This is a genomic window from Lactobacillus sp. ESL0230, assembly GCF_003692805.1.
GTDB classification, from domain to species: Bacteria; Bacillota; Bacilli; order Lactobacillales; family Lactobacillaceae; genus Lactobacillus; species Lactobacillus bombicola.
The window spans coordinates 249,338-272,081 of sequence record NZ_REHI01000008.1 but is presented as its reverse complement, the minus strand read 5'-3'; the positions used below and the strand labels follow the sequence as shown (position 1 = coordinate 272,081).

The window sequence follows — 22,744 nt, the reverse complement described above, 5'->3', positions numbered from 1 at the left end:
AAGAAAATGAAACATAAATTGTCCCATTTTTTAGTACTATTAATTAGTGTAGTCAGTGCATTTTCATTTAGTGTACATCCAGTTAGCGCTAAAGGTAAAAGCAATAAGCCAGTAACAATTTATTTAACTCGTCATGGAGAAACTACTGCTAATGTGATGCATTTAGCGCAAGGTTGGAGCGACTTTACGTTAACTGAAAACGGCATTAAGGGTGCAGAATATCTAGGGAAGGGCTTAAAAGGTATTAAGTTTAGTGCTGCTTATTCGGGCGACTTATCTCGGCAAGAAAAAACGGCTAAAGGGGCCTTGAAATATTCTGGTAACAAAAAAGTGCAACTGAAAGTAGATTCACGTTTGCGTGAGTGTAATTATGGCAGTTACGAAGGTCGACCAGATATTGCTAAAAATGTACCGGAAATTGCAGAATATTTAGGTTATACTAGCCTTGAAGATTTTCAAGCAAAAACCGGTAAAATGTTGCAAAACAAGATGCAAGATGGTTATTATGGTTTAGATCAACAAAACAAGTTGAATACTAATCTTCCAGCGCAATATCGCGCAGAAAGCTCAGAGACGGTTGAAAAACGTATGACTGAAGTTTTGACCATGATTGCTAAGAAGCAACAGAAAAAAGGTGGCAATGTCTTGGTAGTTAGTTCAGGTATGTCCATTAACTTGTTCTTATCGACACAAAACTATCCAGAATATCAAGGAACTGGAATGGCCAATGATGCGGTTACTAAATTAGTTTATAAGGATGGCAAGTTTAAGCTTGCTGGTGAAATCGGCAGTTTGAAATACTTTGATGCTGGTAAAGCAGCAAGTAAGTAATACTAACTCTAATTATTTATCAATAAAAAGCGTGATATTTAAAATCACGCTTTTTTTTATTGAATAATTTTAGTAAGTAATTATTTGTATCAATCTTAATAATCACATATAAAATAAATTGAAATTCAGTTAAGTTTTTAATTATTAGAGGTTTCAGCGCAATATAAGGATTTAAGTGCAAAACTTCTAATCACTAAGTTGATATTATTTATTGTTGCTTTTAAGACTAAATAGGATAATTAAGACGAAGTTAATTGCTAGCATCAGTCCGGTCGTCCAAAAGACGGTTGCATAATTGAACACACCAGAAATTGCAGAACCCATTAGTGAACCGAAAACAGAACCAACTGCTTGGAAAGACTGATTATAACTAAAGATACGGCCAAAACTTTCAGCAGGTGTGTTTAAGGTTAAAACTGTCTGAGCGGCTGGTAGCATGGCTGCACTGGCGATTCCAAGCAAGAAGCGTAAACCAGCTAAAATCCAAGGTGAATGTGTAAGTGCCATAGGAATAAAAAGAATAGCACCAACAATTAACCCAATACGTAAAATCTTAAGTGGACCAATTTCATCCATTTTGTGGCCAATTTTAGATGCAGCTAATAGAGTACCAAGACCAGGAGTTGCAGCAACAATTCCAGCGACAAAAGCGATATTTTTACTGTTAGGCATCATTGATTTAACATAAAGCGAAACGATGGGATCAATTGACATATTAGCAGCTTGGACTAGTAAAGTGGTGACAAACATAGCAACAATTAATTTTACATGCGGTAGAGTATGCATAATTTCGCTCATTGGTTTCATTTCTGCTCGCGAAACGGGAGTAAAATCTTCTTTAACTAAAAAAGTTGATCCTAAGAAAACTAGTACCATCAAAAATCCTGTAATAAAGAAAGGAATTCGATAGCCCCAAGCACCTCCAAGCCAGTTACCAAAAAAGTTTGAGAGAACACCACCTAAAAGGGGTCCTACTAAGTTACCAGCGGTTCCAGCGGTCATCATCTGGCTCATAACCCAACCACTTTTTTGGTGTGGGGTTTCTCCAGCAATTAAAGCAGTTGCATTGTTAATATAACCTGAAAAAGCGCCCTGAATAAAACGCATTACAATAATGTAGATCGCGTTAGGTGCAAAACCGGTTGCTGAGATTGTTAAAGCCATTACCCCAGATGCCCGCATACACATTAATTTGCGGCCCTTACGATCAGCTAAATTTCCCCAATAAGGTGAAACTATTGCCTGGGCAATAAAAGTCATTGCAAAAGCTAGTCCGGAATAAAGGCTAACTTGTAATTTCGTGTAGTGACCTAAGTCAGCAATAAATAATGAGATAAAAGGCATTGTCATTGAATAGCCCATGCCGGTAATAAAGCAGCCTAACCACAAGGTATAAAAAGCTTTGTGCCAATTAGCTGGTAATTTAGTCGATTGTGTCAAAATTCCCTCATCTTTCTTTTTTAAATTTATTAAAAATTATCGTCTTTTTTATTCTAGCACAATAAATTTAATAAGAATTTACTAAACCATAAAAATTATACTTAAAACGTGTTAGGATAGTACTTTTGAAAGGAAGATTGTTCTATGGGTAAGCAGTCACATATTACTAGAAATGAGTACCGTAAAAAATACATGACAAATAATGAAAAAGCCGGTAGTTCTTCCCCAACGGTGCGCACATCTCAAACTGAAAAAGCGCGTACTAACTATCGTCATCTCAAATTGAATTTTTGGGAAATATTTTCTGATCGGCCTTATTTAGCAGTCACAGTTATAGTATTAGCGATTTTCTTTATAATGGCTAAATTATGGTTACTATTAGTTTTATTACTATTATTGGTGATAGTAGGTGTGTTGGTGATTGCGCGTAGCCATCATCCCAATCAAGTATTGAGTTTAGAATTTAAATTAAAAGCGCAACGAAAATTAAGTATGCTACGTTCGCTACAATTTGGTGGCTCAATTATTATGTTTTTAGCAACTTATATGAAAAAAGTTGTAACGGTTAATTTTTCAACTGCAGGCTCAACTGATGGGTTACAAGTAATTCAAGGAATTTTATCAAATCGTGCGGGTATTTATGGACAACAAGGGTCATATTTCTTAAGTTTACTTAATACTTTAACTGGGGGACAATTATGGGGGAAGTACCGCTATGCCACTAATAGTGCGCAAATGATGAATAGTAATGCAGGTCGTTTAATTATTATATGGGTTTTACTTTTAATGTTGGCACCAGCATTCTGTGTATTGGCTCAATTTTTTCGTGAACCACATGCTCGTAATGCCACTTTAGTTGCGTCATTGATTGCTACGGTGGATTTATTACTAACCCCTTATTTAATGCGTAAATGGATTGTGGCTTATGCGATGGAAAATAGATTAGCGCATGAGCAGGCGATGGCGGCTATCAGTATAGGACCTATGGCATATATTGCAATGTTATGTTCAATTTTAGTTTTAATGATTTCTATTTATCGGATAATTAAACAAGATAAATTTGACTGATATAAACCGTTTCCACTATGGAATGCGGTTTTATTTTTTTAAAACAATTAAGTATTAATTAAATATACTTATTGTAAGCGTTTGCTAATAAGAATCTTAAGAAGTATAATTTGTAGCATATACTGAAACCGTCATGCTTACAGAAAAGGAGAAAAGTAAATGAAAAAAGCAAAAATAATTACTTTAATTACGACCTTGGGGCTGTCCTTAGCAGGAGTAGCTACGGTTGCTGTGCACCCTGAACAAACTATTCAAGCGGCCGTAGAAGGTAATAAATACGGCCTTGGCAAACGCTATACCTTACCGCAAAATTTACGCGGGACATGGTATACCCAAGTTTCAAATATGTCACCAATGAAGATCACTAAGCATTCTTTTTCAAGACCTGGGACTAATGGCAAAAAGCTTTACGCCGTTGTCTATGTTGTTGGCAAAGTTAAGGGAACGAATAAATATCCTTGGCAAATGACAGGTAAGTTCGACAAGTATTATGAAAAAGTGATGAGAATTGAAAAAACACGCAAGATGCGGGGATTAAAGTGGACCGTGATTGGACCAGTGGATGACCATGCTCCCAAGATGGCCACAGCTTATACCATGCATGAAGAAAACATAGATGGGCAAACCGTTAAAGTTGTCTTTGAAGCAGATTATACAGGTAAAGTAGTCAATCAGTACTTTACAACGTTAGAATTAGCTCAAAAATATGGTAAGCAAAAATTCACTGATATGACTTATTTTAATTTAGACAAGTTACCACAATAATAATTCTTAAATAAAAGGTCTAAGTTCTCAAATTCGAGAACTTAGACTTTTTAGTATATTATTTTTTAGCGCGATAAAAGAAAATTTCACGTGCAGCAACTAGTGAACCAGATGATTGATAAATAAAAGGGAAAACCATATCTTTTTTGAGATATGGCTTTTGCTTAGCTGTAGTTAAGTATAGTACCAATTAAGAATTTTGAAAAATATTTCTTAAAATGAAACAAATAATTCAAGTTATGAAATACGTGTCTTCTTTTAAAGAAAGCGCATACAAAAAGTAGAAAAAATGTTATAAATAAACTTGTAAGCTAGCTACAAAAATAATACCGCTCCATATGGATATATGAACTAAAGGAGAAAACAAATGTCTAAAAATGATAAACGTTATTCGGTTGTGATTGCTGGTGGAGGAAGTACCTTCACACCTGGCTTTGTATTAAGTTTAATTGCTAATGAGGATAGGTTTCCATTAAGAAAACTGAAGTTTTATGATAATGATGCAGACAGACAAAAGAAAATTGGTGACGCGTGTGCAATTATTATGAAAGAGCGTGCACCAGAAATTGAGTTTTCATATACTACTGATCCAGAAGAGGCATTTACTGATGTTGATTTTGTAATGGGGTCAATCAGAGTAGGTAAATATGAAATGAGAGACCATGACGAAAAAATACCATTAAAATATGGAGTTAATGGTCAAGAAACAACAGGACCCGGTGGAATGGCATATGGTTTGAGATCAATTCCTGCAATTATACAGATTATTGATTGGATGGAAAAATATTCACCTAATGCTTGGATGATTAATTATTCTAATACAATTGCTATTGTTGCAGAGGCTTGTCGTAGATTTAGACCAAATTCAAGAGTCATTAACATTTGTGATATGCCAGTAGCAATTATGACTAGAATGGCACAAATTTGTGGATTAAATGATTACCATGATCTTGATGTTAATTACTACGGACTTAATCATTTTGGTTGGTGGAAAGAAGTTAGAGATAAAAATACAGGTAAAGATTTGACTCCACTATTAAAAGAACATCTTTCAAAAAATGGTTACTGGATTGGGGGTGAATTTGATAAAGATACAGAGGAAAGTTGGGCTGAAACTTTTAAGAAAGCTAAGGACTGTTTTGCCCTTGATCCTGAAGCATTACCAAATACATATTTGCAATATTACTATTATCCACAATATGAAGTTTCCAATGCAGATCCAAATCATACACGAACTGATGAAATTCGAGAATATCGTGAAAAATTGGTTTTTGAAGAATGTGCAAGAATTGTTAAAGCTGGTACAGCAAAAGGTAATTTATGGGAAGCAAGTGTTGAGCATTCAAATTATATTGTTGATATTTGTCATGCTATAGCTTATAACACCCATGAGAAATTTTTTGCTAATATTGCTAACAATGGTGCTATTTCTAATATTGATCCTGATTCAATTGTTGAGGTGCCTTGTTGGTTTGGTTCTGATGGTGTTCAAGCAATGGCAACTGGTGAAGCTGGAGTATTTGAGCGTGGAATGATTATGGAACAACAAACATGTGAAAAACTAGTTGTTGATGCCTATGAACAAAAGTCATATACCAAGATGTGGCAAGCTTTTGCACTTAATAAAACAGTTCCTGATGCATTGGTGGCAAAAAAGATTCTTGATGATATGATCCCCGTTAATAAGCCATATTGGCCAGAACTTAAGTAATTGCTAGGGAGGATAGTTACTTATGATGCAAAAGTTTCAAAAATTTGGTGCCGCAATGTTTGTACCTGTGCTTCTATTCTCTTTTGCAGGAATTGTTGTTGCGCTAGGTAGTTTATTTACAAATCAACAAGTCTTAGGATCACTAGCTAATCCTGGAACTACTTGGAATTCTATTTGGGATACAATTTCAGCAGGCGGCTGGACAGTTTTTAAGCAAGAAGCACTACTTTTTGTTGTTGGACTCCCAATTGGGCTGGCTAACAAGTCAAAAGGCAGAGCGGCAATGGAATCTGTAATCACTTACATGACCTATAATTATTTTATTGGCGCAATTTTAACTCACTGGGGTAAAAATTTTGGTATTCCTAATTTTGCTAAAGTTCAACTTGTTGAAAATTCAACTAATTATGGATTAACTGAAATAGCGGGAATTAAAACATTGGATACCAGTATAATTGGAGCTTTAATTGTTGCGGGAATTGTAATATGGCTTCACAATCGTTATTTTGATAAAAAATTACCTGAGTGGTTAGGGACATTTCAAGGATCGACATATGTTTATATTTTAGGCTTTTTTATCATGATACCAGTAGCCGTATTAACCTGTTGGGGTTGGCCTAAGGTTCAGTTAGGAATTGGTGGAATACAGCAATTTATTGTGAAGAGTGGCGTTATTGGAGTATGGATTTACAATTTTTTAAATAGAGTTTTAATTCCAACCGGACTACATCACTTGGTGTATATTCCATTTCAATACGGTCCGGCAGTGGTTGCTGGTGGACTGCAACCATACTGGTTACAACATTTATCACAATTTGCTTTAAGTACTCATCCTTTGAAACAATTAGCACCAGCAATGGGTTTCCAATTGTATGGCAATGAAAAAGTTTTTCTTGCTCCAATCATTTGTTTAGCGTTTTATGCAACAGCAAAGAAGAGTAAGAAAAAACAAACCTCAGCATTACTTATTCCTGCTGCTTTGACATCATTTTTTGCTGGAATTACTGAGCCAATTGATTTTACTTATTTATTTGCAGCTCCAATATTATGGATAATTTACTCAATTATTGCTGCAACTATGAATACAGTAATGTTTAGTTTGGGAGTTGTTGGTAATTTTTCTGGCGGTGCAATTGATATGGCTGCTGAAAATTGGATTCCCTTATGGAACCATCACTGGCAAACATTTTTAATTCAATTTATAGTTGGTATTATTTTTGCAATTATTACTTTCTTTATTTTCAAATTCATGATTAAAAAATTTAATTATATTACTCCTGGTCGTGAAGATGATGATCAAGAAGTTCAACTACTAAATAAGAAGGAATATCAAAATAGAAAAAATTTACAATCACAAAATTTTGATAATAATAAAACAGAGAGTAATCCTTACATTGATAGAGCAATAGCATTTCTTGACTTACTTGGTGGGGATGAAAATATTAAAGAGTTGAGTTCATGTGCAACTAGGTTAAGAGTTTCCGTTAAGGATCCAGAAAAATTAGGAACTGATGCTCAGTTTAAGGCTGCCAAAGCAATCAGTGTAGTTCATCATGGTAAGGCAATTCAAGTTATTGTTGGTCTTGATGTTGCTCAAGTACTTGAAGCGATGCAAGAATTGCGAAAGAAAAATCAAGACAATAGTAGTCACAATTAGCATATTTAATGCAATAGAGCGCTTTAATAAATAAAAAGCAAGTTATAAAATGTAAGTAACTACTTTATATGGAGCGTATATTTACTAATGTCAATATTAAAATCTTTAGTTTATCAAAATAGTAGCAAATTAAATGATTCCGAAATTAGAATAATTCAATTTGTTCTAGATAATGCCAAAATATGTAAAACATTAAGTCTTTCGGAACTTGCAGAAAAATTATTTGTTTCGAAATCCGCTATTTTTCGATTATGCAAACATTTAGGATTAAGTGGATATAGTGAACTAAAGTTTTATCTAAATGAGGTTTATATAGAAAATAAACAAAAATTGAGCAATATAGATATATCGAATAATTTTGGTCCAGATTTAACAAAAGAAACGGCAAATTTATTGAAATATTTTCAATCGCTTGACCTAAAAAATTTTTATACAGATTTGAGTAATGCTAAAAACATATATATATATTCAACTGGTTGGATTCAACAAATGCTATCAAATTTTCTTTCGCATGAATTATTAATTTTTGGGATTTCTTCCATTGTTTTACCTGCTGCTGTGAGTGAATTACAAGGAGTAGGTAAGATAGCTAAAAAGGGTGATATGCTTTTTATTATTTCTTATACAGGTGATAATAAAGAAATAAATGATGAATTAGGGAAATTCGAGTTAGTTAATAATAAATTGCGTTATGTGTCATTTACGGACTTGAAGAAAAATAAATTAGCTTCGCTTGCTAATTATAATTTTTATTATCCAACTGTTAATTTTAGTACAGATAATAATGTATCATTTATACTCGCATATTTATTAATTGACTTATTAGTTAATAATTTTGGTATCTGGCAAAATAGAAAAAGTGAAAATAATGATATCTAATATAAATAATTATATTTTAATATTTTTAAATAAAAGCAATTTAAATGCAAAAAGAATCTTAACTTTGTATATCGATGCATTACTTTTAATACCACTATGTTTCGGAAGTTTCTTATTCTTTGAATTAACTATTATGAAACAGAATATGCCAGTGATTTTAGCTAAATTTCCAATTATTAGTATTGAAATAATTATCGCAATTACAGATTTTTTATTAGGCTATTATTTATGGTTGAAAAAAGATGAACTTATAGCAAATCCTAAAAACTATCATTTTTTCATGTTATGTCAAGCTGTTAGTCAATTAATGGTTGGCAATATTTTATGTTTGATTTTAGCGATTTTTGGTCTGTTACGCATAAGTAGTTTCAAAGAGAAATATCAAGCAGAGAATAAACTTATTAAAAATATATCGGTAATTTGTTTAATAGCTTTTAGCCTTTGTTTCGTGCTATTTATTTGCTTAGATATAAAAAATAGTAGGTATTAAAATGTTTAACTTATTTAAAAAAAATAAATTTATTGTTGAGGCGGTTTGTGATGGGGATTTAATTCCAATTACAGCTGTAGAAGATGATGCTTTTTCAACCAAAATGTTAGGTGATGGATATGCTATTAAGCCTAACAACGGAAAAATATATTCTCCAGTTGCAGGGACTATTACAACTATTTTTCCAACTATGCATGCTATAGGTATTACGGTAGCAAACGGTTTAGAAATCTTAATTCATTTAGGACTAGAGACTGTTGCTTTGGCAGGCGAACCATTTGAAGTATTTGTCCATGAAGGTAATCTAGTTAAAAAAGGTGATCTTTTAGTGAAGATGGATTTAGAGATGATCAAGACCAAGCAATACGATAGCACTATAATAGTTGTCTACACCAATATGGACATTATTAATTCTGTTTCAGAAGTTGACGCAGGCGCAGTGAAACATGGCCAAGAAATTCAAGTAATAGAATTTAATAATTAAAAAATCATAATCAAAAACTGCAAAATATTATTAATATTTTGCAGTTTTTGATTATTTAAATGTAAATAATTTATTTTTTAGCGCGATAAAAGAAAATTTCACGTGCAGCAACTAGTGAACCAGATGATTGATAAATAACAAGTTTTATTGCTTTAGCAGTTACGTCACGTAAGCCTACTACTTTATTTTTGCTATCTGCTTTCCATTGTAAATGATCGATGTAACTGGTGAAGTTCTTGCCATCTGGTGATACTAAAATGGAAACATCAACTGGATTTGCTTTGTGATCAATATTGCGTGGCACAAAAACCATCCGGCTCAAATTTTCTACTTTATCAAAAGTGAAAGTTAATTTGAGTGGGTTATCCTGCACGCTAATTTGGTTAGTCTGCCATTCGCTAGCTAATTTTAAATCAGTTAAGTAAGTTAGTGGGTGATGAGAGTTACTTTCACAATTGCTAGTGACTAGAATATCAGCAATTGCGTTTTCGATTGCTTCGTGTTTAGTAATTACTCCAAAAAGATCAGACCACTCGGATACCTTATTTCCAGCTACATAGCGCATACGGATAATATAACGATTATTGGGGGTCAATTCATGAAAAGTGAAACTTTTACCGGAAATTCCTTCATAAATAAGATGATTAATTTCAACTTCAACATTGCCAGGGCGAGACCAAGTAAGTTCAAATGAATGGGCTGAAATTTTATTTGAATCAACTGACGGTAATTTGGGAGATGGGAGAAGCCCATTAGTAACAGCAGGTACCATGACTTTGCTATTATAAGAAAAATTATTAATGGTAATTTCAATTTTGGCATCGGTTATATTCCGATTTGCTAGTTTAATTTGAAAAGCAGTTTGTCCTTGTTGCAGATATGGAGCAAATTCTGGTAAGGCATAATTAGTATTATAAAAGATTCCTTCGCGTGCATGATTAAAGGCATCAATTGTACCGTATTGCTGTATTTGTATAACTTGATCATTGATCTTTACTGTAACTTGATCAGAATACGAATCACACATTATGGTTAATTGGGTTTCTTGGTCAGTTTTTAGTGCGGAGTAGTCGCCTTTAATTGGATCAATTGTAATGGTCAGCTTTTCACCTTTAACTATGCTTTTAATATGTGTTTCGTAATGATGCTCGCTAAAAGCAGTTAAATCATCATCATTATAAATGACAGTTTCGCTTTCTCCTTGGGGATAAAAGAAGAAATTACGGTGACCAAAGTCAAAAATACTCCCCCCACGCACAAATACTGGCAAATGCCATAGGGGAAATGACAGGTTATTATAGACGCGGTTACCAGCATATTTTTTTCCAGTAAGTAGATCAATCCACATTATATGTTTGCCGGGTAAATATAAATTATCTTTACGTGAATCGCAATTAGCATCTTCGCGTCCGTTTGTGATAGGCGCAATTAAAAAATTATTACCTAACATAAATTCGCTGTTGAATTGCTCAGTATAATTTATTCGTTCGTCAGGAAATGCCATAAATAATGGTTGCATAATAGGATTTCCAGTTCGAGCTTGAGCATTTAGCGTGTATAAATAGCTTTGTAACTGTTGATGTAATGCTAGATATGCACGATTTATATTGGTTATTTTATTATTATAGGAAAATGGTGTTTTACTATAATTACTTTGATCATCGATATTAAATAAGAAGGGCGTAAAGGTTTTCCATTGAAAATCACGAACATAAATTTGAGCATTTCCGCCACCTTGAGCACCGTCAATTGCTGCTCCTACTAAAGGTTGACCTGATAAATTGGCTCCAATCATTCCCGCAACTTGGGTGGTGATGTTTTCCCAATTTCCACCAACATCACCAAAAATTAAGGCTGCTTTATTTTGCATCCCCATAAAACCGCCATCCCGCAGTATTAATGGACGTTTAGGTTGTAAAATACTTTGCAATTGCTCCTGGTCGGTACCGATTGCAGTTTCATTACGTGCATAGCTAAAGCTACTTTTAGATGGTAAAGTAGGCTGGCCCTCATACCAAAATCCTGGTTGAACTCCTTGGTCGATAGCATAATCATTGAAAAAATTAAATCTTTGGTAATCAACAGCTGATACACCATGGTTGGGGATAAGCCAGGCTAAGTTGAAGTTCATTGCTTTATAACGATCAATAAGACCACGAGCAGAAAATTGATAGTCTTCCTCACCATTAAGCGAAGCTTTACCAGAAGCAACAGTGGGGTCATTAGTACGAGTATAATAACTATTGTCAAAACGACTGGCATTGCGTTCCTTGGCCTGACTTGGTTGCCAAAGAGTGGTAATAAAATTGCCAATATGTCCCAAGCCCAACGCATATTTAGGCAATAGCTGGGGTTGGCCAGTTAAAGAATAGTATTTTTTTAAGATAGAGTGGGGTGTTTCGCCCATTATATAAAAACTATCAAAAATCACGTCTTGATGTTTGATCAATGTTAGTTCGGGATTTTGCTGTCCAAAATCATATATACCTTCTTGGGCAGTATTACGGATCTCACCGTAACCAGCATTTGACCAAAAAAATGGTACCTGTAGCGGAATGCCGCCTTTTCCAGTAATTTGATCATGCTTAATCATAATTTTGCGTCCTTTATGACTAAAATAGCCATTTTGTAAGCCGCCACCAAAATAAAATTCATTTTTTTTCTGAATGAGAGCTTCACTTGTAGCTTCATTTGATAGTTCTAGTGGTTTGGCCTGGGCCATACGAATGCGATGTAGTTTTTCATCAAAGATGCTCATTAATACAGGATTTTGCCCAAAAATAATTTGATAATTACCTGCATGAATAATTAATGAATCGTTGGTTGCATGGACACGTGAAAGTTTAAATGCACTTTCGTCAAAATTATTTAATTGAATATAAGTTGTACGGTTTTCATTGAAGTTTTGTTCTGGATCAAGTAAAAAGCGAAAAATACCATCTGCTAAAATGTAAAAATGTGCTACTTCTCCGGTAGCAAAGTGTAATTCGTAAAAGTTTTCACATCTGTTAGCACCAGTTAACGCTCCTAATTGATGTTTGCTTGTTTTTTGTATCATAATTATTGCTTTCCTGTTAACTATTCTTACTACTATTATAACTAAAAAATAGAAACTTTCTGTAGTATTTGTGATTGAACTGGTAAAGGTAAATTTATTAAGCTAAAATGAAGATGAAAATATTAAGCTGAATTTTGTAAAGAAAGGTAAAATAATGACTTATTATATCCATGCAGATAAATTTTTTCTTGAAAATGTAACTGAAGATGGTGGTTATTTAGAAATTCAAGATAATGGTAAATTTGGCTTTTACTATTCTGAAAATGAAAAACCTCAAGGTAAAATTATTGACTACAGTGGCAAGTGGATTGCTCCAGGTTTAGTTGACACACATGTTCATGGCTCTCTTAATGAAGATATAATGCGTAGCGACTGGGCCGGGGTTAATCGGCTGTCAGAAGGTTTTTTACAATCAGGTGTAACTAGTTGGTTGCCGACCACATATACTGCTAGCGCAACAACTTTAACTGAAATTTGCCGAATGTTTGGTGAGCATAAAGGTGAAGAAACTGGTGCTAAAATTCAAGGGCTCCATTTTGAAGGACCATATTTTACTGCCGAGCATGCTGGGGCAGAGAATCCTAAGTATTTGCTTGATCCGGATATTGATCAATTTAAGCAGTGGCGTGAGGATTCGCAAGGCTTACTAAATAAAATTTCACTTGCACCAGAAAGAAAGGGTGCCAAAGAATTTATTCGGGCAGTTGTTAAAGAAGGAGTAGTTGTTGCTTTAGGACACTCTAGTGCCGATTATACCCAAGCCAAGGCTGGTATTGAGGCAGGGGCTTCAATGTTTACTCATACTTTTAATGGCATGCCTGATCCGGCTCATCATGATACTTCCATTTCTAATGCAGCAATGGCCTTAAATAATGTAACTGCCGAATTAATCTGTGATGGGCACCATGTGAATAAGGAAATGGTCCGTGCCTTGATTAAGGCTAAGGGACCAGAACACATTTGTTTGATAACAGATTGTATGGAAGCTGGAATGATGCCAGATGGAGATTATATGCTTGGCGAATTACCAGTTTATGTTAAAGCTGGGATGGCCCGCCTTAAAACAGGTGATAACCTAGCTGGTAGTATTTTGCAACTTAATACTGCTTTAAAGAATGTTGTTGATTGGAATGTGGCCACACCAGAAGAAGCAGTAATGATGGCTGCTTATGTACCTGCTAAAAGTGCCCATGTTTTAGATAAGTGTGGTTCAATTGCTCCTGACAAGGCGGCTGATTTTTTAGTATTAAATCAAGATATGACTTTGAGTGAAACTTACTTAGAAGGAGAGTCACGGTATCAGGCTTAAAATTGAGACATAAAAAAACCGCTTCACATCTTGTGAAACGGTTTTTGTTTTAGTTTAGTAGACACCACCATCATAAAAATTGAAAGTTGGTTTGTTAAAATCAAAATTTTTTAACTCGCTAATTTTGATGGCATTATCACACACCCCCCAGCTCATCAAGTTAATTGATTTGCCAAAATCTTCATCAGGAATTACTAAAACAATATACTTACCTTGGGACATCGCATAGCCCAGTTCCATGCCCAGGCCTACATCTTCTTCATCAGGAAGATAAACGCCAATCATGACGTCATTTGCTTTAATACCAGTTAAGTCACCCCGATAAGTAGCATTTGCCCATTCTCGATCATGTAAGTATTCGGGATGCTCTGCCACGTTAATACCTTTATATTGGTGGTCTAATGGAACATAACTGTTTTCAAGGTCAATTGTTGGATTTTGTGCTAAAGCTGACATTGCTTCTTGATATGCCTTATTTTGTTTTTCGTTAAACCAGCCTGCGCCAAAATAAACAGTCTTTGTTTTACCCATTTTTCTCTCCTTATCATTTTAATCTAGATAAATTTTGCGTAATTGAGCAATTTTATCATCAGTTAGTCTCATAATATCATGCAAATAGTTTTCTAGACTACCATAATTTTTATTTATAGTATTGATAACGTAATCAAAATACTCTGGGCAAACAGTTTGTAAGTCTTTTAAATTACTAATTGCTACATCATTGGCACCCTTGTCTTTGGCCTTTTGCAAAAAGTTATTAACGAAATCTTCAGTGGCAGTGTTGGTAAATAAATAGTCTGCTCTAATGGTTTCAAGCGGCACATTCAAAGCAGATAAAATTAAAATTGCCGCTAAGCCAGTCCGGTCTTTACCAGCAGTACAGTGAAATAGTACACTTTTATCGGATTCTGTGTTAGCCAATAAGATGTCAAAAAACTTACGATATGCCTTTTGAGCTGATTCACTTTTAATCATATCATCGTAGGCAATAAACATGTGGTTAAAGCCGGCTTTAGGATCATCATTTTCTTGACTAATAATTTCATCAATTCCCTTAGAAGAGTTAGTTAAATCTTCACTGAAAACCGGGTCGAACTTGTATGTTACCCCTTCAGGAACACGATCAGGTTCTTGGTTTACTTCGTCTTTACTTCTAAAATCAACGATATATTTAGCACCATAATCTTGTAGAAATTGAAGGTCAGCCTTATCTAGTGTCGCCCAATTAGCTGTTCTAAGTAGTTTATGCTTTTTGATGGTTTTACCATCTATGGTTTTATAGCCGCCAAGTTCGCGAAAATTACGGCCATTCTTGATTGGGATAAGTTGATTTGTTAAATTTTTAGTCATTAAATTCTCCACCTTTTACACTTTGAGTTCCAATATCATTTTAGCAATAAACTAAAGTACAAACAATTCTAAGAAATTCCAAAAAAATTGCTAAGCCCAAAATATGTTAAAATATAGGAAATTAACGATTGTACATTATAAAGGGTGAATTATGACTATGAAAAAAGAACAGATTTTAGTGCCGGTTGATGGTTCTGAAGCAGCCGAACGTGCTTTTGACAAGGCAGTAAAAATAGCAATGACTGAAGATGCTCATCTTGATCTGTTAAATGTAATTGATACTAGACAATTTTTGGGCGAAATCCAAGATACTGTAATTACAGGTGATACTATTTATCAAATGACTCAAGATGCAGAAAAATATTTAAAAAGTTTAAAAGATTGGGCTCATGATAGCCTTGGTTTTGACAATCTTGATTATCACATTCGTTATGGTAGTCCCAAGGCCATTATTTCTTATGACTTTATTCAAGATCATCATGACGATTTAATTATTATGAGTTCAACTGGTTTAAACGCTGTTGAAAGAATGTTGATGGGCTCAGTAACTGAATACGTCAATCAACATGCATTAGCAGATGTCTTAATTGTTAGAACAGATATTAACAATAAGCCAATTAAGTAATTTAAAGAGCAATCCGAACTATAGTTAAAGCAAAATAAAAACAATAATTAATTGGAACATACGAGTAAATCGTATGTTTTTTATTTACGAAAATCATAAACTAAATGTTCGTATTTAGCGATAGCGTAAACGTACAGAAAAAAATTAATAATATTATCCTATAAATTTGCGAATATTAATGATAATATTTAAATGTATTGAACGTAATTTAACTGAAATTGATTAACTGAATTTGCTATTTTAATCAAAAAGTTTCAGTTTGTACATGGAATATAGGAGTATTATAGAAATGAAAAAAGTCAAACAATTTCTTGTAACGATGATGGCCTTATTATTTGCAGTTAGTTTAACGGCGTGTGCAAATAAAAAGACGTCTTCAAGTAGTAATGAACCCAAGTCACTTAATGTCCAATTTGTTCCTAGTTCTGCTGCTAATAAATTAGAAGCGCGGGCAAAGCCAATGGAAAAACTACTTTCTAAGCGGTTAGGTATTCCAGTCCATGTTTCAATGTCAACTGATTACAGCGGGCTAGTTGAGGCAATGAAGTCTAAGAAAGTTGATGTGGGTTTTTTGCCTTCTGATGCTTATATCATGGCACATAAGCAAAAAGCAGCTGATTTGCTCTTACAAGCAGTTCGCTATGGTATAAAGCAACCCGGTGGAGTGACAACTAAAAAGTTAGTCAACTTTTATCGTGGTGAAATTTTAGTTAAAAAAGATTCTGCTATTAAAACCTGGAAAGATCTTAAAGGTAAATCAATTTCTGTTCAGGACATTACCTCAGACTCAGGTTATGTTTTCCCCGTCGCTGAATTAAAACAAAAGGGGTTAGATATCACTAAGAGCTGTAAAGTTGTTTCTGTTAAAGGCGCTGACCAAGGGGTATTGAATGTTTTAAATGGTGATACGGATGCGGCATTCGTTTTTGAGGATGCGCGCAATATTGTTAAACATGATGAACCTGATATTATGACTAAAGTTGTGCCTATTTACTTCACCAAACCAATTCCCAACGATACGATTTCAGTTATTTCCAGTATGCCTAAAAATTTCCGGAAAAAATTAGCTAAAGCGTTTATTGCTATTGGTAAGTCTAAAGCAGGTAAGAAAATTATAGAGAGCGTCTATAGTCATGAAGGCTATGTTTACGCTAAAGATAGTGACTATGATACCATTAGACAATATAATAAAATTATGGACACAATCAAAAAATAATTTTTAATTTATATGAGCTATTTTTATATATTTTACTTTGCTAAATAAAGTATTTCTGTTATCATTTGATAGAATAATTACCGAAGCATCGAGAAGGGGGCAAAGGCTGATGCAAAATGAAGTATCCATTAGAGATTTTGCAGTTAAGCTTTTTTGTTTCTTTAAAAATGATGTTATTGTTCGCTTTTTAAATAATATTGTTGGTAAAAGACTTAGTATGATTCACGTTTGTGTTCTTAGCTAAAGTCTTTTTTTATGTCTGGGAGGGCATGATGAATAAATTTAAAAAAATACTTGCTGGTTTTGCGGTGATGCTGGTAGCTGTGATGGCGACTGCTTGTTCAGGTAACTCAAGTAAAAGTAAGAGTACAGATAATGCTGCACCTAAATCTTTAAATGTTCAGTTTGTACCAAGTCAAGCGGCAACTAAACTAGAATCAAGGGCCAAGCCGCTAGAAAAAATGCTATCTGACCGCTTAGGCATTCCAGTCCATGTTTCAATGTCAACGGACTATAACACGGTAGTTGAAGCAATGAAGTCTAAAAAAGTTGATGTGGGCTTTTTACCACCAAATGGATATGTTTTAGCACATAAGCAAAAGGCAGCAGATGTTCTACTGCAAGCTCAAAGATATGGCGTTAAGCAACCTGATGGTCGGCCAACTAAAGAGTTAGTTAACTATTATCGTGCAGAAATTTTAGTTAAAAAGGGTTCTAAGATTAAAACTTGGAAAGATTTAAAAGGGAAATCAATTTCAATTCAAAGTCCGACCTCTTCAGCTGGTTACGTATACCCAATTGCTGAATTAAAGGAAAAAGGGCTCGATGTAAGAAAGAGTTGCAAATTAGTAACTGTTACAGGTCAAGATCAATCTGTTTTAAATGTTTTAAACGGTGATACGGATGCAGCTTTTGTTTTCGAAGATGCACGGACAATCGTTAAAGATGATAATCCTAATATTATGAAACAAGTTGTGCCAATTTACTTTACCAAGCCAATTCCTAATGACACAATTTCGGTTGTTCCAAGTATGCCTAAAGCATTTCGGAAAAAGTTAGCTAATGCCTTTATTGATATTGGTAAATCAAAGAAAGGTAAGAAGATTATCGAAAGTATTTATACGCACGAAGGGTATGTCAATAGTAAAGACAGCGATTTTAATACAGTTCGTAAATATGAAGAGATTATCGAATCAACTAAAAAATAAAAAAGGAAGTATATAATGGCAGATTCTGCAGTTAAACCAATAATTGAATTAAAAAATGTAAATAAAATTTATGGTAAAGATATTGTTGGTTTAAAAGATATCAATTTAACTATTAATAAGGGTGAATTTGTCGTTATTGTTGGCTTATCTGGTGCAGGAAAATCAACTTTGCTGCGTTCAATCAACCGCTTAATCGACATTAGTGCCGGTGATATTTTAATTGCCGGTGAATCAATTACTAAGGCTAAAGGTAAAGAGCTTAGAATGTTGCGCCGTAATATTGGAATGATTTTTCAAAGCTTTAATTTAGTTAAGCGCTCGAGTGTCTTACGTAATGTTTTAACTGGGCGGGTAGCATATTATCCAACTTGGAAGAGTACCCTAAATCTATTTACTAAAGAGGATAAACAAAGGGCATATGATGCTCTGCAACAGGTTGATTTGGCTGATAAAGTATATAGCCGAGCTGATGAACTTTCAGGAGGTCAGCAGCAACGTGTAGCCATTGCTCGGGTTTTAACTCAGAATCCTGATATTATTTTAGCTGATGAGCCTACAGCGTCACTTGATCCCCAAACTTCACGGCGGGTAATGCAAGATTTAAAGATGCTCAATGAAAAGCATGGTATGACAGTTATTATTAATTTACATAGCGTGCAATTGGCGAAAGAATTTGGTAAGCGAGTAATCGGCGTACGTGCTGGTGAAATCATTTATGATGGCAAAATGAGTGAAACGCCAGAGTCCACCTTTGACCAAATATACAGTGGTGGTGAAAAAGATGAATAGCACTGATCCAGAAAAATTAATGACATTGCCTAAGAAAAAATTCAAATTCTGGAACTTAATTTGGGTGATTATTTTTATTGGCGGTTTGTTTATTTCAACTGGTGTTACTAAAACAAGTTTAGGTGCTTTTTTTAGTAACTTTGGGCAATTTGCTGATATTTTCTTACAAATGCTTCATCCGAATTGGGCATATCTTGGCGCAGTGATTCCGCTTCTGCTGGAGACGATTAAGATGGCTGTTTTGGGAACTGTAATTGGTTCAGTCTTAGCCTTTATCTATGCATTATTAATTGCACGTAATATTGTTAAGAATAAAACAGTAACTGGTATTCTAAGGGTAATTATGAATATTATTAGAACGATACCTGACTTACTCCTGGGAGCAATTTTTGTGGCAATTGTGGGTATTGGTCCGGTAGCAGGTATCTTGGCATTGGCGATTTGTACGTTTGGAATAGTGGTTAAATTATTTTATGAAGCCATTGAAACAATTGACCCAGGTCCCATTGAAGCCTTAACTGCTGTAGGTGCTAATAAATTGCAAATTATTGTTTTTGCAGTTTTACCTCAAGTTATCACTTACTTCATTTCATATTGCCTATATGCCTTTGAAATCAATGTGCGGGCTTCAACAGTCCTTGGTTATATCGGTGCTGGTGGGATTGGTTTGTATTTGCAACAAACACTTCAAGTCTTTGACTATGCAAAAACCGGGACAATTATTATTGTAATTATTTTGGTTGTGGTACTAATTGATTACATTTCATCTAAATCACGGGAGGCGTTGATGAACTAATGGATACTACTATGAAAAAATTGCCTCCTAAGCCAATTGAATGGAAAAAACGCATCTTACATTGGGCTATAGCAATAATTACAGTTTTCTTAATTATTTGGTCTTGTACAGGGATTGATTTTGGTGGTATTAAGGAAACTGCTGGCCAAATTGCTGGTGCAATATTTACAGGTATTTTTAATCCTGATTGGTCCTACATTTATAATGGAACCGGTGAAGATTTAGTTTCTCAATTATGGGAAACTGTTTGTATTGCATTCTTAGGGACCTTTATCTCAGCAATTATTTCCTTACCATTTGCTTTTTGGGCAGCACATACAAAGCATAAAAAATGGTACATATCACGTTTAGGTAAGATTGTTTTAGCAATTATTCGGTCATTCCCTGAAATAGTTTTGGCTTTAATGTTTATTAAAGCGGTTGGCCCCGGTTCAGCAGCTGGTGTTTTAGCCTTAGGTTTTCACTCGGTGGGAATGTTAGCTAAATTGTTTTCAGAAGCAATTGAAAATTTAGATGATGGTCCCAATGAGGCGGTAACTGCGGCTGGTGGATCAAAAATGAATATAATCATGTTTTCAATCCTACCTAACTTAATGCCTGCCCTGATTTCTAATACCTTATACCGGTTTGATGTTTCAATTAGATCAGCTTCAATTCTTGGTCTTGTTGGCGCTGGTGGTATTGGCTATCCTTTAATAATTGCTTTACAGTATCGGCAATGGAATCGAGTGGGAATTATTTTACTCGGTATTATTGTCATGGTAATTGTTATTGATGCAATTTCTGGTTGGATTCGTAAAAAATTAGTATAAATAAAAAGTAGTGCAGGTAAAGCTGCATTACTTTTTTTATTATCGGGATGTCATATTTACCGTTAGTTTTTGCTGTGCTGTCGATGAAATTAATAAAATTTATATTTTTAGATAAAAATAAACAAATTGTAGTCCGTTTTAATTAAAAACATTATTCTAATTATTAATTCTTTGTTAACAGAGTAAAAATTTATTTCGAAAAAGTGCAATAGTAGTTTTTTTGGTATAATATAGAATGAACTTTAGGAGGATATCATGGAAAAGTTAGCTATAGTGACTTTGGCCGATGATTTGGCCATGAACCAAGAAAGTATTTTAAACCAAGAAATAGATTTTGATGCCGAGGCTGTTTATCGTGTAATTGACAGCTTGCAAGTACTGCATAAGCCAGTCAAAGAATACTTTGCAATGACACAAGAACAGTATTATGAAACCGAGAGTGATCATAAATTAACTTTGATTAATTTATCAGCAAACTTGACTGACCTGCATGATCGCATCTTAACTAATCATGTAGATGGTTTTGTGGATCAACATGAGATTAATCTGACTTATAATCATGAAAATCCTTTCGAAGATGATTTTTATAATAATGTAGTCGATTTTCATGTTGTTAGCTATAGTTTGAAGGTAATTGGTGCCGTTCAAGCAGTAGCAGCTCAAGAATTACAAACAGTATTGTCTAAAGATGCAGTTTTGTCAATTGGGTTAGCAGCATACGCATTGGCAAATAATAAATAAAAATGAAGGCTGTGGCTAATGCCCAGCTTTTTCTTTAGCTTGAGGCAGAATAATGGAATTTTTTAGATATGCTAAAGGATTAGTTAATCGGATTAGTAGTGTAAGAGAGCAGAAACTATCGCAAAATAAAAATGTCTCACTTGATCCGATGCAGGATTACTTAACCGTAGGAGAATACCGGGTTGATGAGGAACAATATACGCCGCATAATCAGCCATATAAATTAACGGTTTATAAAGATGATGAAGGTGTTTTACATCAAGCACTTAGTTTAGAAAGTACAACTAAGTTAGAACCGGAATATGTCCGTGATTTTAATCAAGAATTAGGCTGCTATCGTGCCTTTGCTAATCGGAATACCGGTCGCCGCTACGTGGTTGAAGAATATTTAGAACAATTTGTTGAACGAGTAAAAAAGCATGTCCGCCAAGGAGAAAACTCGGTAAATGTCAGTGTGATTACTGATACCCATTATAAAGATGCCAACAGTATCGATTTTTATGGTTGGAATGGGCTAACCCATGTTAGTGAGTTTTCCTATTTAGATAATTTAGGTTTATTAGATTTAAAAGTTCACCTAGGAGACTGGATTGATGGGTCAGATACCGGATTTTTAGGTGAGAGGGAACTTATTAAATTACGTGATGCTTTTAAGTCAAACTGCATTCCATATATAATGATTAAAGGAAATCATGATGAAAATGATAAATATGATGAGCATCATGACTTAAAAGCATCGTTTCCAGAAAATGAATTCGAACATATTATGTGGCCGCAGATGTACGCACAAGATGAGATTAACTATATTTCGCGCCAGCATGGGGTTTGTTACTATGATATAGATAATGTTCGCTTTATTGCGGTTAATACTTCAGACTTACCCTATTATTTGGATGAGCAAGGCCGTAAAAAATATGATGCCAAAATTACCTTAGGTGTTAGAGAAGATCAAATTGAAGAAATTATTGAAATTTTGGAGCAGTCTTCGAATAAAAATATTATTTTTATGAGCCATGCTAATCCAATTAATCGTAAAGCTTCTAATGCTTTGAAATATAATGGACGTTCTCTTCATGAATTATTAGTAGCCTTTAATCAAGGTGAAAAAGGACGAATGCATTCTAGCTATGGTATTCCTGCGGAATTTCGCTTAGCTAATGATTTTGATTTCACTAATGTCAAAAATGCCCGAATTATCGCCTATTTTTGTGGACATCGGCACCGTGAAGACCAATATCGAATTAATGGTATTCAATATATTTTATTTAATTGTTCGGCTTTGATGGGTCCTAACCATGTTTTAACTACTAAGTATAATAAAAATTGGAAACGACAGATTGATCATCAAACAGAATTTGCGGGTTATGTTGTGAATATTGATTTACATCGACACTTAATTCAAGTATTTGGCTATGGTGCTGCAAGTAAGAGACGATTTTTTTATATTTAGTAAAAATTCACAAGTAGTTTGGTAAATATGTGATTTTTAGCATATAATAGAGCGACTAGACTAAA

At 34.2% G+C, this 22,744-nt stretch carries 23 protein-coding genes; 18 read left to right on the top strand and 5 right to left on the bottom strand.

The window, feature by feature from the left end:
* Positions 1-6 precede the first annotated feature (6 nt).
* On the top strand, positions 7-831 hold the full coding sequence (locus tag F5ESL0230_RS07785) for a histidine phosphatase family protein (RefSeq protein WP_122022291.1): 825 nt from the start codon (positions 7-9) through the stop codon (positions 829-831).
* Between the two features lie 204 nt (positions 832-1,035).
* Here F5ESL0230_RS07785 and F5ESL0230_RS07780 read toward each other — a convergent pair whose 3' ends face one another.
* Positions 1,036-2,271, bottom strand: a complete 1,236-nt coding sequence (locus F5ESL0230_RS07780; protein ID WP_122022290.1) for an MFS transporter — start codon at positions 2,269-2,271, stop codon at positions 1,036-1,038.
* Between the two features lie 144 nt (positions 2,272-2,415).
* Between F5ESL0230_RS07780 and F5ESL0230_RS07775 the strand changes: the two genes are divergently transcribed.
* On the top strand, positions 2,416-3,339 hold the full coding sequence (locus F5ESL0230_RS07775; protein WP_122022289.1) for a cytochrome C5: 924 nt from the start codon (positions 2,416-2,418) through the stop codon (positions 3,337-3,339).
* A 159-nt stretch (positions 3,340-3,498) separates the two neighbouring features.
* Entirely contained in the window at positions 3,499-4,104 is a 606-nt protein-coding gene (locus F5ESL0230_RS07770; RefSeq protein ID WP_122022288.1) for a hypothetical protein, read from the top strand.
* Between the two features lie 58 nt (positions 4,105-4,162).
* Here the strand turns inward: F5ESL0230_RS07770 and F5ESL0230_RS08655 are convergent, their stop codons facing one another.
* The gene (locus tag F5ESL0230_RS08655; RefSeq protein ID WP_255409288.1) at positions 4,163-4,294 is read right to left on the bottom strand and encodes a hypothetical protein; all 132 of its coding nucleotides are present in this window, start codon (positions 4,292-4,294) and stop codon (positions 4,163-4,165) included.
* 177 nt (positions 4,295-4,471) lie between these two features.
* Between F5ESL0230_RS08655 and F5ESL0230_RS07765 the strand changes: the two genes are divergently transcribed.
* The 5 genes from F5ESL0230_RS07765 (at position 4,472) to F5ESL0230_RS07745 (ending at position 9,325) form a co-directional block, all read left to right on the top strand.
* The gene (locus F5ESL0230_RS07765) at positions 4,472-5,815 is read left to right on the top strand and encodes a 6-phospho-alpha-glucosidase (protein ID WP_122022287.1); all 1,344 of its coding nucleotides are present in this window, start codon (positions 4,472-4,474) and stop codon (positions 5,813-5,815) included.
* A 22-nt stretch (positions 5,816-5,837) separates the two neighbouring features.
* The gene (locus F5ESL0230_RS07760; RefSeq protein WP_122022286.1) at positions 5,838-7,472 is read left to right on the top strand and encodes an alpha-glucoside-specific PTS transporter subunit IIBC; all 1,635 of its coding nucleotides are present in this window, start codon (positions 5,838-5,840) and stop codon (positions 7,470-7,472) included.
* A gap of 87 nt (positions 7,473-7,559) precedes the next feature.
* Positions 7,560-8,351 carry a MurR/RpiR family transcriptional regulator gene (locus F5ESL0230_RS07755; RefSeq protein WP_090092598.1) on the top strand — a complete coding sequence of 264 codons (792 nt, stop codon included), beginning with the start codon at positions 7,560-7,562 and terminating at the stop codon, positions 8,349-8,351.
* 133 nt (positions 8,352-8,484) lie between these two features.
* The gene (locus F5ESL0230_RS07750) at positions 8,485-8,841 is read left to right on the top strand and encodes a hypothetical protein (RefSeq protein ID WP_143453044.1); all 357 of its coding nucleotides are present in this window, start codon (positions 8,485-8,487) and stop codon (positions 8,839-8,841) included.
* Between the two features lies 1 nt (position 8,842).
* Complete coding sequence (locus tag F5ESL0230_RS07745; protein ID WP_122022284.1) at positions 8,843-9,325, top strand: PTS glucose transporter subunit IIA; 483 nt, start codon at positions 8,843-8,845, stop codon at positions 9,323-9,325.
* Positions 9,326-9,395: 70 nt separating this feature from the next.
* Here F5ESL0230_RS07745 and F5ESL0230_RS07740 read toward each other — a convergent pair whose 3' ends face one another.
* Positions 9,396-12,383, bottom strand: a complete 2,988-nt coding sequence (locus tag F5ESL0230_RS07740) for a TIM-barrel domain-containing protein (protein ID WP_122022283.1) — start codon at positions 12,381-12,383, stop codon at positions 9,396-9,398.
* A 154-nt stretch (positions 12,384-12,537) separates the two neighbouring features.
* On the opposite strand from F5ESL0230_RS07740, the gene nagA reads away from it, so the two are divergent.
* A complete protein-coding gene (gene nagA / locus F5ESL0230_RS07735; protein ID WP_122022282.1) occupies positions 12,538-13,692 on the top strand; it encodes an N-acetylglucosamine-6-phosphate deacetylase in 1,155 nt (384 codons plus the stop codon).
* 54 nt (positions 13,693-13,746) lie between these two features.
* On the opposite strand, the gene F5ESL0230_RS07730 is transcribed toward nagA, so the two are convergent.
* Both F5ESL0230_RS07730 and F5ESL0230_RS07725 read right to left on the bottom strand, forming a co-directional pair.
* The gene (locus tag F5ESL0230_RS07730) at positions 13,747-14,223 is read right to left on the bottom strand and encodes a nucleoside 2-deoxyribosyltransferase (protein WP_122022281.1); all 477 of its coding nucleotides are present in this window, start codon (positions 14,221-14,223) and stop codon (positions 13,747-13,749) included.
* 18 nt (positions 14,224-14,241) lie between these two features.
* Complete coding sequence (locus tag F5ESL0230_RS07725) at positions 14,242-15,042, bottom strand: tyrosine-protein phosphatase (protein ID WP_122022280.1); 801 nt, start codon at positions 15,040-15,042, stop codon at positions 14,242-14,244.
* 151 nt (positions 15,043-15,193) lie between these two features.
* On the opposite strand from F5ESL0230_RS07725, the gene F5ESL0230_RS07720 reads away from it, so the two are divergent.
* From F5ESL0230_RS07720 to F5ESL0230_RS07685, 9 genes are all read left to right on the top strand, one after another.
* On the top strand, positions 15,194-15,667 hold the full coding sequence (locus tag F5ESL0230_RS07720) for a universal stress protein (RefSeq protein ID WP_199688778.1): 474 nt from the start codon (positions 15,194-15,196) through the stop codon (positions 15,665-15,667).
* A gap of 289 nt (positions 15,668-15,956) precedes the next feature.
* Positions 15,957-16,883: a phosphate/phosphite/phosphonate ABC transporter substrate-binding protein gene (locus F5ESL0230_RS07715; protein ID WP_122022278.1), complete on the top strand. Its 927-nt coding sequence runs from the start codon at positions 15,957-15,959 to the stop codon at positions 16,881-16,883.
* A 109-nt stretch (positions 16,884-16,992) separates the two neighbouring features.
* The gene (locus F5ESL0230_RS08650) at positions 16,993-17,127 is read left to right on the top strand and encodes a hypothetical protein (protein WP_255409286.1); all 135 of its coding nucleotides are present in this window, start codon (positions 16,993-16,995) and stop codon (positions 17,125-17,127) included.
* 28 nt (positions 17,128-17,155) lie between these two features.
* Positions 17,156-18,091: a phosphate/phosphite/phosphonate ABC transporter substrate-binding protein gene (phnD, locus tag F5ESL0230_RS07710; RefSeq protein ID WP_118896183.1), complete on the top strand. Its 936-nt coding sequence runs from the start codon at positions 17,156-17,158 to the stop codon at positions 18,089-18,091.
* A gap of 15 nt (positions 18,092-18,106) precedes the next feature.
* On the top strand, positions 18,107-18,880 hold the full coding sequence (phnC, locus tag F5ESL0230_RS07705) for a phosphonate ABC transporter ATP-binding protein (protein ID WP_118896182.1): 774 nt from the start codon (positions 18,107-18,109) through the stop codon (positions 18,878-18,880).
* On the top strand, positions 18,873-19,676 hold the full coding sequence (gene phnE / locus F5ESL0230_RS07700; RefSeq protein ID WP_090092583.1) for a phosphonate ABC transporter, permease protein PhnE: 804 nt from the start codon (positions 18,873-18,875) through the stop codon (positions 19,674-19,676). Before phnC ends, phnE (F5ESL0230_RS07700) begins: the two co-directional genes overlap by 8 nt.
* Positions 19,676-20,488, top strand: a complete 813-nt coding sequence (gene phnE / locus F5ESL0230_RS07695; protein WP_122022277.1) for a phosphonate ABC transporter, permease protein PhnE — start codon at positions 19,676-19,678, stop codon at positions 20,486-20,488. The genes phnE (F5ESL0230_RS07700) and phnE (F5ESL0230_RS07695) overlap by 1 nt, the downstream gene beginning before the upstream one ends.
* 255 nt (positions 20,489-20,743) lie before the next feature.
* Positions 20,744-21,229: a hypothetical protein gene (locus tag F5ESL0230_RS07690; protein ID WP_122022276.1), complete on the top strand. Its 486-nt coding sequence runs from the start codon at positions 20,744-20,746 to the stop codon at positions 21,227-21,229.
* Positions 21,230-21,281: 52 nt separating this feature from the next.
* Entirely contained in the window at positions 21,282-22,679 is a 1,398-nt protein-coding gene (locus F5ESL0230_RS07685) for a metallophosphoesterase (protein ID WP_122022275.1), read from the top strand.
* Positions 22,680-22,744 lie beyond the last annotated feature (65 nt).

Bases quoted from the DNA above. Each gene is read 5' to 3' on its own strand.
- F5ESL0230_RS07725 (WP_122022280.1), bottom strand. From the start codon at position 15,042: ATGACTAAAAATTTAACAAATCAACTTATCCCAATCAAGAATGGCCGT.
- phnE (WP_090092583.1), top strand. From the start codon at position 18,873: ATGAATAGCACTGATCCAGAAAAATTAATGACATTGCCTAAGAAAAAA.
- F5ESL0230_RS07760 (WP_122022286.1), top strand. From the start codon at position 5,838: ATGATGCAAAAGTTTCAAAAATTTGGTGCCGCAATGTTTGTACCTGTG.
- nagA (WP_122022282.1), top strand. From the start codon at position 12,538: ATGACTTATTATATCCATGCAGATAAATTTTTTCTTGAAAATGTAACT.
- F5ESL0230_RS07690 (WP_122022276.1), top strand. From the start codon at position 20,744: ATGGAAAAGTTAGCTATAGTGACTTTGGCCGATGATTTGGCCATGAAC.
- F5ESL0230_RS07765 (WP_122022287.1), top strand. From the start codon at position 4,472: ATGTCTAAAAATGATAAACGTTATTCGGTTGTGATTGCTGGTGGAGGA.
- F5ESL0230_RS07685 (WP_122022275.1), top strand. From the start codon at position 21,282: ATGGAATTTTTTAGATATGCTAAAGGATTAGTTAATCGGATTAGTAGT.
- F5ESL0230_RS07715 (WP_122022278.1), top strand. From the start codon at position 15,957: ATGAAAAAAGTCAAACAATTTCTTGTAACGATGATGGCCTTATTATTT.
- F5ESL0230_RS07745 (WP_122022284.1), top strand. From the start codon at position 8,843: ATGTTTAACTTATTTAAAAAAAATAAATTTATTGTTGAGGCGGTTTGT.
- phnD (WP_118896183.1), top strand. From the start codon at position 17,156: ATGAATAAATTTAAAAAAATACTTGCTGGTTTTGCGGTGATGCTGGTA.
- phnC (WP_118896182.1), top strand. From the start codon at position 18,107: ATGGCAGATTCTGCAGTTAAACCAATAATTGAATTAAAAAATGTAAAT.
- F5ESL0230_RS08650 (WP_255409286.1), top strand. From the start codon at position 16,993: ATGCAAAATGAAGTATCCATTAGAGATTTTGCAGTTAAGCTTTTTTGT.
- F5ESL0230_RS07770 (WP_122022288.1), top strand. From the start codon at position 3,499: ATGAAAAAAGCAAAAATAATTACTTTAATTACGACCTTGGGGCTGTCC.
- F5ESL0230_RS07785 (WP_122022291.1), top strand. From the start codon at position 7: ATGAAACATAAATTGTCCCATTTTTTAGTACTATTAATTAGTGTAGTC.
- F5ESL0230_RS07750 (WP_143453044.1), top strand. From the start codon at position 8,485: ATGAAACAGAATATGCCAGTGATTTTAGCTAAATTTCCAATTATTAGT.
- phnE (WP_122022277.1), top strand. From the start codon at position 19,676: ATGGATACTACTATGAAAAAATTGCCTCCTAAGCCAATTGAATGGAAA.
- F5ESL0230_RS07755 (WP_090092598.1), top strand. From the start codon at position 7,560: ATGTCAATATTAAAATCTTTAGTTTATCAAAATAGTAGCAAATTAAAT.
- F5ESL0230_RS07775 (WP_122022289.1), top strand. From the start codon at position 2,416: ATGGGTAAGCAGTCACATATTACTAGAAATGAGTACCGTAAAAAATAC.
- F5ESL0230_RS07730 (WP_122022281.1), bottom strand. From the start codon at position 14,223: ATGGGTAAAACAAAGACTGTTTATTTTGGCGCAGGCTGGTTTAACGAA.
- F5ESL0230_RS07740 (WP_122022283.1), bottom strand. From the start codon at position 12,383: ATGATACAAAAAACAAGCAAACATCAATTAGGAGCGTTAACTGGTGCT.
- F5ESL0230_RS07720 (WP_199688778.1), top strand. From the start codon at position 15,194: ATGACTATGAAAAAAGAACAGATTTTAGTGCCGGTTGATGGTTCTGAA.